We start from the raw sequence: 13,047 nt of genomic DNA, 5'->3' as shown, positions 1-13,047 counted from the left end.
CTTACCCTTTGTCCGTTTTGCGGGAGGACGTGATAAATCCTTCCAGGATCACCAGCGCGGCCCCGATACAGATACCGCAATCGGCAATATTAAAGGTCGCGAAATGCCAGTTACCGACATAGAAGTCGATAAAATCGACCACAAAGCCATGCCAGAAACGATCCAGCAAATTACCCAGCGCACCACCGATGATCAGCGCATAGGCGATATTCGTCAGGCGCTGACTGGCGCGATTACGGTACATCATCACAACCAGCGCGATGGCTATGGCTATGGCGATACCGGCAAAGAACCAGCGCTGCCATCCGCCCTTGTCGGCCAGAAAACTGAAGGCCGCCCCATAATTATGGGCATAAAAAAGATTAAGAGAGGGGAACAGGGCCCGGGTTTCATGCAATTGCATGTGGGCCATAATCCACTGTTTACTGGCGAAGTCTGCGACTATCACCAGCACCATAACCCACAACCAGCGCAGGCCGGTTGAACATAACGATTTACTCATCAGGCAAACTTACGCTCTTCACCTTCACCGGAGACGTTGGTGTAGCAGCGTCCACAGATTTCAGCATGTTCAGGGTTCTGACCCACATCCGTAGTGTAATGCCAGCAACGCGGACATTTCTCACCATCGGCTTTAGCCAGAGTAATTTTCAGACCTTTCAGGTGCTCGCTCTGTACCGCATCTGTCGGTGCGGTATCCAGCGGTGCAACCTTAACGGCCGAGGTCAGTAACACGAAACGCAGTTCATCACCTAACGCTGTCAGTTTTTCTGACAGTGCCGCATCAGCATACAGAGTGACGGAGGCTTCCAGCGCCCCACCGACACGCTTATCGGAACGCGCCTGCTCAATGACCTTGTTAACTTCACCACGAACTTTAAGCAGTTGTTCCCAGTACGAATCATTCAGTGCTTCGTTCTCAGGCAGGCCAAACAGCCCCTGATACCATTCACCGGTGAACACGTACTGATCACGTTGCCCTGATAAATGACCCCAGATTTCATCGGCAGTGAACGACATAATCGGTGCCATCCAGCGAACCAGAGCCTCAGCAATATGCCAGAGCGCGGTCTGACAACTGCGACGAGCCACACTGTCAGCTTTCGCGGTGTACTGACGATCTTTAATGACATCCAGGTAGAACGACCCCATTTCCACAGAGCAGAACTGCATCAGACGCTGAACCACTTCATGGAAGTCATAATTTTCGTAAGAGGCCACAATATCCTGCTGTGCAGCCAGCGCACGGCCCACCGCCCAGCGGTCAACCACGACCATCTCTTCCGGGGCCACCTGATCCGTTTCCGGATTAAAGCCATTCAGGTTAGCCAGCAGGAAACGGGCAGTATTACGGATACGACGATAGGCATCCGCCGAACGTTTCAGGATCTCATCAGAGACCGCCATTTCCCCGGAATAGTCGGTTGAAGCCACCCACAGACGTAAAATGTCGGCGCCCAGTTTGTTCATCACGTCCTGAGGACTGACGGTATTACCGATAGACTTCGACATCTTACGGCCCTGACCATCGACGGTAAATCCGTGGGTCAGTACCTGACGGTAAGGGGCTTTGTTTTTAATCGCCGTCGAAATCATCAGTGATGACATAAACCAGCCACGGTGCTGATCGGAGCCTTCCAGATAGATATCTGCGCTATGTCCGTTAAATTCAGGACGTACATCGACAACCGAACTGCTGGTTGACCCGGAGTCAAACCAGACATCCAGCGTGTCCGGTACCTTGGTGTAGTTGTCCGCATCTGCACCCAGCAGTTCTTTCGCGTCCAGATCCCACCAGGCCTGAATACCGTCCTGCTCAACCCGCAGGGCAACCTGCTCCATCAGGTTAAGCGTATCCGGATGCAGCTCTTCGGTCTGATTATGAACGAACAGTGCCATCGGTACGCCCCAGGTACGCTGACGCGAGATACACCAGTCCGGACGATTAGCTACCATCGATTCAATACGTGCCTGGCCCCAGTCCGGGATCCACTGTACGCCTTTAATTTCTTTCAGCGACTGCGCACGCAGTCCTTTCTGATCCATGCTGATAAACCACTGCGGAGTCGCACGGAAAATGATAGGCGTTTTATGGCGCCAGCAGTGCGGATAACTGTGGTGCAGTTTTTCCAGGTGCAGTAATGCGCCTTTTTCACGCAGCAGATCGGCGATCATTTCGTTAGCTTTAAAGACATTCACGCCGTCCAGCCCCGGGTAAGTGCCCGGTAAATAGCATCCATCCGGGCCGACAGGGTTTGCCGCTTCAATGCCATATTTCTGCCCGATGACATAGTCATCCGGACCGTGGCCAGGGGCGGTATGCACGGCACCGGTACCGGCATCCAGGGTGACATGGTCGCCCAGTAAAACAGGCACATCAAAGGCCAGGAACGGATGCGCGAAACGTAACATTTCAAGCGCGCTGCCTTTGCATTCACCCAGTACCTGCCATTCGGTAATACCGGCACGCTTCATCACACTGTCGACCAGATCTTTCGCCAGGATCAGTGCTCTCTCTTCCGTCTGGATGAGCTGATAATCAAACTCCGGGTTGACCGAGATGGCCCGGTTTGATGGCATCGTCCAGGGGGTAGTCGTCCAGATCACCAGCGAGACCGGCGTTGCCGGCGTTGCTGCAGAGAACGCGGCAGCGACAGTTTCCGGCTGCGTGGCGTTGAACATGACATCGATAGACAGTGATGTCTTGTCATAATATTCCACTTCGGCTTCCGCCAGTGCAGAACGACAATCCAGACACCAGTGAACAGGCTTGGCCCCTTTATGCAAATGACCATTGCCGATGATGCGACCTAAGGCACGGATAATGTTCGCTTCGGTCCTGAAGTCCATCGTCAGATACGGGCGATCCCAGTCACCCAGTACCCCCAGGCGAATAAAGTCTTTTTTCTGCCCTTCCACCTGCTCCGCAGCATACTGACGGCAGGCAGCACGGAACTCAGCAGCCGACACTTTTTCACCAGGCTTACCGATCATTTGTTCGACTTTATGCTCAATCGGTAATCCGTGGCAGTCCCAGCCGGGGATATAAGGCGCGTCAAATCCGGACAGTCCTTTAGATTTAACAATAATATCTTTCAGAATCTTGTTAACTGAGTGACCGATATGAATGTTGCCGTTGGCGTACGGAGGGCCATCATGCAGGATAAATGTTTTTTTGCCTTTTTTAGCCGCGCGGATCGCACCGTACAGGTTATCGGTAGTCCAGCGCTGCAACATCGCAGGTTCCCGTTTGGCTAAATCGCCACGCATCGGGAAGCCTGTTTCCGGCAAGTTCAGGGTAGATTTATAGTCACTCATCAGATTCTCGGTTCCATATTTCGGTTATTACACCGTTGCTTTAAGCCCAAAAAATTCGCGGGCCGTCACCACATCTTTGGCAATTTGCGCTTTTAATTCATCAAGAGAGGCAAATCGTTGCTCATTGCGTATTTTATGCCGCAATACCACAGAGATATGGCGGCCATATAAATTAATACTGACGTCCAGCAGGTTGACTTCAAGCTGCTGTCGTATGCCTTTCACCGTTGGTCGTGTGCCGATATTAGCCACACCGAAGTACGGTTTTTCTGCAATCCCCAGAACCTCGACGGCATAAACACCGGTCACCGGTGAAACCGCTCGTCGCAGGGGAATATTGGCCGTCGGGAATCCCAGCGTTCTGCCTAACGCATCACCATGAACCACCCGCCCGCTGATGGCATAAGGCCGTCCCAGCAACCGTTCTGCCCCGGTGAGGTCATCGTCTGCCAGCGCCTGGCGGACCCGGGTACTACTGATTCGGGTCCCCTGCTCACAGAAGGTCCGGGTATTCACCACATCGAAGTGATACTGACGACCGGCATTCTGTAATAACAGGAAATCCCCTTCACGGCCAGCACCGAACCGGAAGTCATCACCGACCGCCAGAAAACGGACATCCAGCTTATCCACCAGAACATCATGGATAAAACTGCTGGCATTCAGTGCGGCGAAGTCCCTATCGAAGCGCACGCAGAGAACGGTATCTACCCCGGCCTCTGTCAGATATTTCACTTTTTCCCGCAGACGGGTCAGGCGGGGTGGCACTTCTCCGCCGGTAAAAAACTCGCGAGGTTGTGGTTCAAATAACATCACCACCACCGGCAATTGTCGCTCTTTGCCTTCATCACAAAGTTGTTTCAGCAACGCCTGATGCCCGCGATGCACACCGTCAAAATTACCAATAGTCAAAACGCAGCCACGATGCTGCTTAGTGAGATTATGTAAACCGCGGATAAACTTCATGGCCGACTCAAATCGCTGGAAATCGCCGGATTATACCCTTTACAGCGTACAAAATTAACCCGTTAGCGAAGCCTTTCGTCGCTTCTTTGCTGCTTTTCCTCATGTTTCTTCCCTGCCGGGCAAAATCCCGACAATTTTGTTGCGAAAAGCTGTATTCAACACAAGGAAGCTGGTAGAATCTTGCGCCATCAATTACGTAACCGGGTGTTGTTTTTTAAACGACGCTTATTTGCACAAATCCATTGACAAGAGAAGGCGCAAAAGGCATAGTCCTCGGCCTTTGATTTGTCCATATAGAACATATTTGGGAGTTGGACCTTGGCTAATATCAAATCAGCTAAGAAACGCGCTGTAACATCTGAGAAACGTCGCAAGCACAATGCAAGCCGTCGCTCAATGCTGCGTACTTTCATCAAAAAAGTATACGCTGCAATCGCTACTGGCGATAAAGCTGCTGCGCAGAACGCATTTAACGAAATGCAACCAATCGTGGACCGTCAGGCTGCTAAAGGTCTGATCCACAAAAACAAAGCTGCACGTCATAAAGCAAACCTGACTGCACAAATCAACAAACTGGCTTAATCGCTGATTTGTTGTTGCTTTGAAAAGAACCGGCCTCAGGCCGGTTTTTTTATGTCCGCTATCCCTTCCCCCTGCCTGTTCTTTCTGCCTCTGCTTCCTGTCACCATCCGCATAACCTGCCACACCGGCCTTTAAGCTTGCATAAATCGCTGCTGAACGGCGCGCTGCACTCAGGAGTCACTTACCCCGGGAAATCACCGTGAACACGGCAGGGAACGACAGAGAACCGCTCACCTGCATCTTCACTCCGGAACGCAGACCGTTTTACACTCCGCCAGCAACAACCGGCAGTTCCACCGGGAGTGCCTCTGCGTTTACGGCAAGGCATACCGACGGCGCAGTAGCAGATAACCGGAAACCGCAGAGAGCACTGACCCTCCCAGAATGCCCAGTTTTGCTTCATTGACCAGTGAAGCCGCTTCCTGACCGTAGGCCAGAGAAGCGATAAAGATAGACATCGTGAAGCCTATCCCGCAAAGCACGCCTATCGCAGCAATATCCCTGATACCGGTATTTTCCGGCAAGCGGGTCAGGCCGAGCCGGAGACTCAGCCAGCACGCCACCGTGATACCCAATGGCTTACCCACCAGCAAACCGGCAATAATCCCTGACGGCAGTGAAGAAAAGGCCTGAGAAAGCGAAATATCACCAACAACCACCCCGGCATTGGCGAATGCAAATAACGGCAATACCAGCCAGCGGATCCAGGGTTCCAGGGTATGCGTTAAGCGCGGTGCAGCCGCGGTATCCGGTACCCCCTTTACAGGCATCATCAGACCAAGGATCACCCCGGCAATCGTGGCATGAATACCGGACAACAACACCGCGACCCATAACACGGCCCCGACCAGCAGGTAAGGTACCGGCGAGGAAACCTTCGCTCTGTTCATCAATGCTAATACGGCTACCGCCGCCACAACCAGCGCCATCGCGCCCCAGGCGATATGGCTGCTATAGAATAATGCAATAATCACTATCGCACCCAGGTCATCAATCACCGCCAGCGCCATCAGAAACACTTTTAATACCGGCGGAACCCGGCTTCCCAGTAAAGCAAGGATCCCTAATGCAAAAGCAATATCCGTCGCCGTCGGGATAGCCCATCCATTGCGGATACCGGGGTGGGAGGCGTTAAAGGACAGGAAAATCAGAGCGGGAGCAATCATCCCCCCAAGGGCGGCAATAAACGGAAAAAGAGCCTGTTGTTTACTGGCCAGTGCTCCGGCCACCAGTTCCCGCTTAACTTCTAATCCGACCAGCAGGAAAAATAAGGCCATCAGGGCATCATTGATCCAGAAAAGAATATCGTGCGGATGCTCACTGCGGTTTCCACCTGTCGGCGTAAAATGCAGGAACTGCTGATAACCTTTAGCGCTCCAGCCGGCATTGGCCAGTATGAGTGCCAGTGCCGCGGCGATAATCAGTATCACGCCCCCGGCGGCTTCACTTTTTACCCATTTTTGCAGTGCTGACATCCCGATATTATCCTCGTCGTGAACTTTCTGTCTGCGTATTTTCACATAGCAGCACAGCGTTTAACATCGCATTACGTTTACCCGCCGGCACTTTCCTCCAGCCAAAAAAAAGCCAGCACCCCGCGGGTACTGGCTTCCGTGTTCACCGGAACAGACCGGTTAGCGCGTCAGATCATCAAAAAATTTTTTCACGCCGTCAAAAAAGCTTTTTGAACGCGGGCTATTGTGATCACCTGAAGGCCCGCCGAGGGTTTCACCCAGTTCGCTGAGCAGTTCTTTCTGCTTCTCACTCAGGTTAACCGGCGTTTCGACCACGACCCGGCACAGCAGATCACCGATAGCACCACCACGTACCGACTTAACGCCTTTGCCACGCATACGGAATAATTTATCCGTTTGTGTACCGGCAGGAATTTTCAGTTTGACCCGGCCATCCAGGGTTGGAACTTCAATTTCTCCCCCCAGTGCAGCCATTGCAAAGTTGATAGGCACTTCGCAATAAAGATTATTATCTTCACGTTCAAAAATCGGGTGTTTTTTCACCGACACCTGAACATATAAATCACCGGCAGGCGCACCCTGCTCACCGGCTTCACCTTCGCCTGACAGACGAATACGGTCACCGGTATCCACACCGGCAGGAATTTTTACTGACAGTGTTTTGGTGGTTTCTACACGGCCATGACCGTGGCAGGAGTTACAAGGATCTTTGATAATCGTCCCGCGCCCCTGGCAGGTCGGGCAGGGTTGCTGAACAGCAAAGAAGCCCTGACGCATCTGTACCTGACCGGCACCCTGACAGGTGGAACAGGTCTGAGGTTTTGAACCTGCTTTTGCACCACTGCCATCACAGGTATCGCATTCCTGCAACGTCGGGATACGGATCTCTTTGCTGACACCCCGTACGGCTTCTTCCAGCGTAAGTTCCATATTGTAACGTAAGTCAGAACCCCGCGCAGAGCGCTGCCGACGGCCACCGCCGAAGATATCGCCAAATACGTCACCAAAAATATCGCCAAAGTCAGCACCGCCGCCGCCGAAGCCACCCCCGAATCCGCCGCCGCCCATGCCACCTTGTTCAAAGGCTGCATGACCATACTGGTCATAAGCTGCGCGTTTCTGCTCATCCGTCAGGATCTCATAGGCTTCTTTAACTTCTTTAAATTTTTCAAGCGCCTCTGCATCATCCGGATTGCGGTCAGGGTGATATTTCATTGCCAGCCGTTTATAGGCTTTTTTGATTTCACGCTCATCCGCTGTTTTGGATACGCCTAAAACCTCGTAGTAATCACTCTTCGCCATTTTTTCATTGCCCTTAACATGATCGCACGGGCGTGGATATTATCCTACGCCCGTGCTGGTTGAAGGCGATGGATTACCCCATCGCCCGGCCCTTCATGGGCAATTATTTTTTATCTTTAACTTCTTCAAATTCAGCATCGACAACATCGTCATCTTTCTGAGCTGAAGCGTCTGCACCCGCGCCATTCGCCTGGGCGGACTGCTGAGCCATTTCCATCAGTTTGCCGGAAACTTCAGCCAGTGCCTGAATTTTCGCATCGATAGCGGCTTTATCTTCGCCTTTCAGTGCGGTTTCCAGCTCTGCCAGTGCAGCTTCAATCGGTGCTTTATCATCAGCAGACAGTTTGTCACCGGCTTCTTCTAACTGCTTACGGGTGCTGTGAACAACCTGATCACCCTGGTTACGAGCCTGAACCAGTTCTTCGAACTTACGGTCAGATTCTGCATTCAGTTCTGCATCACGAACCATTTTTTCGATTTCATCATCGTTCAGACCGGAAGAGGCCTTGATGGTGATTTTCTGCTCTTTACCGCTGTTTTTGTCTTTAGCAGAAACGTGCAGGATACCATCGGCATCGATATCAAAAGTCACTTCGATCTGCGGCATACCGCGTGGTGCTGCCTGAATGCCGTCCAGGTTAAACTGACCCAGTGACTTGTTGTCAGAAGAACGTTTACGCTCACCCTGCAGCACATGGATAGTTACCGCAGACTGGTTGTCTTCTGCCGTTGAGAACACCTGACTGTGTTTGGTCGGGATAGTGGTGTTCTTGCTGATCAGGCTGGTCATGACACCACCCATGGTTTCGATACCCAGGGACAGCGGGGTAACGTCCAGCAGCAGAACGTCTTTCACATCACCGGCCAGAACACCACCCTGTACTGCAGCACCGATAGCAACAGCTTCATCAGGGTTAACGTCTTTACGCGGCTCTTTACCGAAGAATTCTTTAACCTTGGTCTGAACCATAGGCATACGGGTCTGACCACCGACCAGAATAACGTCATGGATTTCAGACACTGACAGACCGGCATCATTCAGAGCAACTTTCAGTGGCTCGATAGAACGGGTAACCAGATCTTCAACCAGTGATTCCAGTTTTGAACGCGTCACTTTGATGTTCAGGTGCTTAGGACCGGTCGCATCTGCGGTGACATACGGCAGGTTAACGTCGGTCTGCTGTGCAGAAGACAGTTCAATCTTCGCTTTCTCTGCCGCTTCTTTCAGACGCTGCATTGCCAGCGGGTCGTTACGCAGGTCAATACCCTGCTCTTTCTTGAATTCGTCAACCAGATAGTTAATCAGACGGCTATCGAAGTCTTCACCACCCAGGTGGGTATCACCGTTGGTTGCCAGAACTTCGAAGGTTTTTTCGCCATCAACTTCATCAATTTCGATAATAGAGATATCGAAAGTACCACCACCCAGGTCGTATACCGCAATAGTACGGTTACCCTGTGCTTTATCCATACCGTACGCTAATGCCGCTGCGGTAGGTTCGTTGATGATACGCTTAACTTCCAGACCAGCGATACGACCGGCATCTTTAGTTGCCTGACGCTGAGCATCGTTGAAGTAAGCCGGTACGGTGATAACAGCTTCGGTAACCGGCTCACCCAGGTAATCTTCTGCGGTTTTTTTCATTTTCTTCAGCACTTCAGCAGAAATCTGCGGAGGTGCCATTTTCTGGCCTTTCACTTCCAGCCAGGCATCGCCATTGTCTGAACCGACGATTTTATAAGGCATGATTTTCAGGTCACGCTGGACTTCTTCGTCCTGGAAACGACGACCGATCAGACGCTTAATAGCGAACAGGGTGTTTTGCGGGTTGGTCACGGCCTGACGTTTAGCAGGCTGACCTACCAGAGTCTCGCCATCCTGAGTGTAGGCGATGATTGAAGGTGTGGTACGATCACCCTCAGCATTTTCCAGTACGCGCGCTTTGCCACCATCCATAATTGCAACACATGAATTGGTTGTACCCAGGTCAATACCTATAATTTTACCCATCTCTACACATCTCCCACGTAAATTCTGTTTTTGTTCGGATATGAACCATAAATGTGGTCGCCGAAACTATTTTCAAGCGGCAGAAAAAACTTTTTTTTCAGGTTCATTCTCCGGTATGACAAAGTAAATGGGGCTGCTTTATCGCGCATCAAGTGGTTACCCTAAAAAAAAATCAAAAAAAAGCAGCGCCGGGCGCTGCTTTTTTCCTGCCTTTAGGGAATTACACCGTTTGCGGTACCGTCCGGCAGAGGCTGCGCCGGCAAAGATAACCCCCGATCACTGCCCCCATCACACACAGGCTGACCATATATCCGCAGGGCGCCATCGGCGTCAGACGTAAAGCCATCGTCACAATTACCGGCGTCAGGCCGCCGAAAACGGCATAGGAAAGGTTATAGGCCAGTGAAATCCCGCTGAAACGTACAGCAGGCGGAAATGCCCTCACCATCACAAACGGGACAATCCCCACCGTTCCGACACTCAGCCCCAGTAAGCCATAGGCGGGCATCAGATACTGTGGGTACGTCGCAGTCACTGTGAAAAACACCCAGGTCGTCACTGCCAGCAACGCACATCCTGCGATCAGGCAAGGCCCTGCCCCATAACGATCCACCAGCAGACCGGCCAGCAGGCAGCCGATGAGAAGCATCAGGGTCGCAATACTGTTCGCCTGCAGGCTGACCACCGCCGGGATATGGTACATTTTCTGGATCAACGCCGGAGCCATCAGGATCAATACCACCAACGCGCCCGACAATAACCAGGTCAGTAATACCGAGATCACCAGACTCTTACGGTGATGACGGACAACCGTCTGCAAAGGCAGCGACTCAGCCAGCGCTTTTTGCTGTTGCATCTGCTTAAACACCGGAGTTTCCTGCAGCCAGCGCCGCAGGAAAAGCGCTACGAACCCGAACACGCCGCCGAGCAGAAATGCCAGACGCCACCCGACGGAGGCCACCTGCTGAGGAGTCATATGCCGGTTAATTTCACCCGCCACCAGTGACCCCAGTAAAATCCCGACGGTGAGGCCGGCTGTCAGTGTTCCGCAGGCAATCCCCGTGCGTTTTTCCGGAACATGCTCCGCAACAAAGACCCAGGCACCGGGAACTTCACCGCCGATAGCAGCCCCCTGCAGGAGACGCATCAATAACAGTAACAACGGAGCGGCCAGGCCAATCACCTGGTAGGACGGTAACAGGCCCATCGCCAGTGTCGGCAGAGCCATCAGCAGAATACTCAGGCTGAACATTTTTTTCCGGCCCAGAATATCGCCGAAATGGGCCATGATGATGCCGCCCAACGGCCTGGCAAGATAACCGGCGGCAAAGATCCCGAAGGTCTGTACCTGCCGCAGCCATTCAGGAATATCGGCGGGGAAGAAGAGTTCGCCAATGACGGCAGCAAAAAAAACGAAAATAATAAAGTCGTAAAACTCCAGCGCTCCGCCCAGGGCGGCCAGCAGCAAGGTCTTATAATCCTGTGCATTCAGGGGTCTTGCAGCGTGTTTTTCCATGTTAAGTCATCTTTTCAGGGGTCCGGTGACGATATAGTCGTAAATCTTTCATTACTATATCGTCAATATTTTTATACACCAGCACCCCTGAATTTTATACCAAAAAAACACGACACTCAGTTGTTTATCTCACGTTTTGCACTTTTAGGGCGGAAAGATGCTACGACTGCGGGGTGTGTTTCGACGTAAGGCCCCTCCAGTAACTGTAAACAATACGGTACACTTGCAAAAATACCCGGAACACGGACATGCCCGGATTCATCCTTCAGCCCTTCCAGGGTTTCTTTTATCGATTTTGGCTGCCCCGGCAAATTCAGGATCAGTGACTGTTTACGGATGACGGCCGTCTGTCGGGACAAAATAGCGGTCGGGACAAAATTCAGGCTTATCTGGCGCATCTGTTCACCAAAGCCCGGCATCACACGATCACCCACCGCCACAGTCGCCTCCGGGGTGACATCACGCAGTGCGGGCCCGGTCCCGCCGGTCGTCAATACCAGATGACAATGGTATTCATCGACCAGTTCACACAAGGTCTGTTCAATCAGTGACTGCTCATCAGGGATAACCCTGCTTTCCAGTTCAAAAGGCGTGGCCATCGCCTGGCTGAGCCAGTCAGACAATGCAGGAATGCCCTGATCCTGATACAGGCCTTGCGAGGCACGATCAGAGACCGAAACCAGTCCGATTCGTAGAGTATTCATGATAATTCACTTTGTATTGAGGGTAGCGAAACAGTAAAAGCGGCAGGAGAACATTAATAACCCGCAACACTCAGCATGTTGCGGGAGAGAGGAAAAGATTACAGCAGGTCTGCAATCATTTTTTCCAGTTTGCCCTGGTCGAGAGCGAAGTTGCGGATACCCTGTGCCAGTTTGTCGATGGCCATCGGATCCTGGTTGTGTTCCCACAGGAATTCAGCTTCGGTCATTTTTTCAGGACGAGCTGAAACTTCACCGCTATAGCTCAGTTTACGCTCAACTTCACCCTGAGTTTCAGACAGTTCTTTCAGCAGTGCCGGAGAAATTGTCAGGCGATCGCACCCGGCCAGTTCAATAATCTCACCGGTGTTACGGAAGCTTGCGCCCATGACCACAGTTTCATAACCGTGCTGCTTGTAGTAGTCATAAATTTCAGTCACAGAAACAACACCCGGATCTTCCTGAGGCGCATACTCTTTCTTATCGGTGTTCGCTTTGTACCAGTCCAGAATACGGCCAACAAACGGAGAAATCAGGAATACGCCGGCTTCTGCACAGGCACGGGCCTGAGCAAAAGAGAACAACAGCGTCAGGTTACAGTTGATCCCTTCTTTTTCCAGCTGCTCTGCAGCACGGATGCCCTGCCAGGTCGATGCCAGCTTGATAAGGATACGGTCATTGCTGATACCCGCATCATTGTACAGCTTGATCAGGCTATGGGCCTTAGCAATACTCGCTTCGGTATCATAAGAAAGACGAGCATCCACTTCTGTTGAAATACGGCCGGGGATTAATTTCAGAATTTCCAGACCGATGTTTACCGCCAGTTTGTCGGAAGCAAAAGCAATCTGCTGCTCTTTATCATTGCTTTGTTTACGCGCCCAGTCGATAGCTTCATCGATCAGTTTACGGTATTCAGGGATCTGTGCCGCATTCAGGATCAGTGAAGGGTTAGTGGTTGCATCCTGTGGCTGGTAGAGTTTCATTGCTTCGATATCACCGGTATCGGCTACAACGGTAGTGATCTTGCGCAGTGATGAGAGTTTGTCCGTCATGTTTTGCTTCTCTTCTGTTGTACTGTCAGTGTAAAAAGCCTCTCCGGATAATATCACGCACTTGCTGAGGCGCAAGGCCAGCCCGGATAAACAGCCGTGAAATAATGCCCTGCGGGTAGCA

Annotated in this window: 10 protein-coding genes; 1 reads left to right on the top strand and 9 read right to left on the bottom strand. The window is 51.9% G+C overall.

Annotated elements, in window-relative coordinates; genetic code table 11:
- Position 1: 1 nt before the first annotated feature.
- Genes lspA through ribF form a run of 3 tightly spaced genes read right to left on the bottom strand, consistent with a single transcriptional unit; the run spans position 2 to position 4,284 of the window.
- A complete protein-coding gene (gene lspA, locus GTPT_RS05565) occupies positions 2-502 on the bottom strand; it encodes a signal peptidase II (RefSeq protein ID WP_025901193.1) in 501 nt (166 codons plus the stop codon).
- Complete coding sequence (gene ileS, locus GTPT_RS05560; RefSeq protein WP_025901192.1) at positions 502-3,318, bottom strand: isoleucine--tRNA ligase; 2,817 nt, start codon at positions 3,316-3,318, stop codon at positions 502-504. Before ileS ends, lspA begins: the two co-directional genes overlap by 1 nt.
- A 27-nt stretch (positions 3,319-3,345) precedes the next feature.
- Complete coding sequence (gene ribF / locus GTPT_RS05555) at positions 3,346-4,284, bottom strand: bifunctional riboflavin kinase/FAD synthetase (RefSeq protein WP_025901191.1); 939 nt, start codon at positions 4,282-4,284, stop codon at positions 3,346-3,348.
- A gap of 318 nt (positions 4,285-4,602) precedes the next feature.
- On the opposite strand from ribF, the gene rpsT reads away from it, so the two are divergent.
- Complete coding sequence (gene rpsT, locus GTPT_RS05550) at positions 4,603-4,866, top strand: 30S ribosomal protein S20 (protein ID WP_025901190.1); 264 nt, start codon at positions 4,603-4,605, stop codon at positions 4,864-4,866.
- A 314-nt stretch (positions 4,867-5,180) separates the two neighbouring features.
- Here rpsT and nhaA read toward each other — a convergent pair whose 3' ends face one another.
- The 6 genes from nhaA to tal form a co-directional block, all read right to left on the bottom strand.
- On the bottom strand, positions 5,181-6,341 hold the full coding sequence (nhaA, locus tag GTPT_RS05545) for a Na+/H+ antiporter NhaA (protein ID WP_029989710.1): 1,161 nt from the start codon (positions 6,339-6,341) through the stop codon (positions 5,181-5,183).
- A 159-nt stretch (positions 6,342-6,500) separates the two neighbouring features.
- On the bottom strand, positions 6,501-7,643 hold the full coding sequence (gene dnaJ / locus GTPT_RS05540; RefSeq protein ID WP_025901188.1) for a molecular chaperone DnaJ: 1,143 nt from the start codon (positions 7,641-7,643) through the stop codon (positions 6,501-6,503).
- A gap of 103 nt (positions 7,644-7,746) precedes the next feature.
- Positions 7,747-9,654, bottom strand: a complete 1,908-nt coding sequence (gene dnaK, locus GTPT_RS05535) for a molecular chaperone DnaK (RefSeq protein WP_029989712.1) — start codon at positions 9,652-9,654, stop codon at positions 7,747-7,749.
- 220 nt (positions 9,655-9,874) lie between these two features.
- Positions 9,875-11,170 carry an MFS transporter gene (locus GTPT_RS05530; protein ID WP_025901186.1) on the bottom strand — a complete coding sequence of 432 codons (1,296 nt, stop codon included), beginning with the start codon at positions 11,168-11,170 and terminating at the stop codon, positions 9,875-9,877.
- A gap of 116 nt (positions 11,171-11,286) precedes the next feature.
- Positions 11,287-11,874, bottom strand: a complete 588-nt coding sequence (gene mog / locus GTPT_RS05525) for a molybdopterin adenylyltransferase (RefSeq protein ID WP_029989815.1) — start codon at positions 11,872-11,874, stop codon at positions 11,287-11,289.
- Positions 11,875-11,972: 98 nt separating this feature from the next.
- Positions 11,973-12,926, bottom strand: coding sequence for a transaldolase (tal, locus tag GTPT_RS05520; protein ID WP_025901184.1), 954 nt, complete (start codon positions 12,924-12,926; stop codon positions 11,973-11,975).
- Positions 12,927-13,047: the final 121 nt, after the last annotated feature.

The organism is Tatumella ptyseos ATCC 33301 (assembly GCF_000735525.1).
Classification (GTDB): domain Bacteria; phylum Pseudomonadota; class Gammaproteobacteria; order Enterobacterales; family Enterobacteriaceae; genus Tatumella; species Tatumella ptyseos.
Note: the sequence above shows the minus strand (reverse complement) of the source record. Positions and strands in the feature narration are given on the sequence as shown.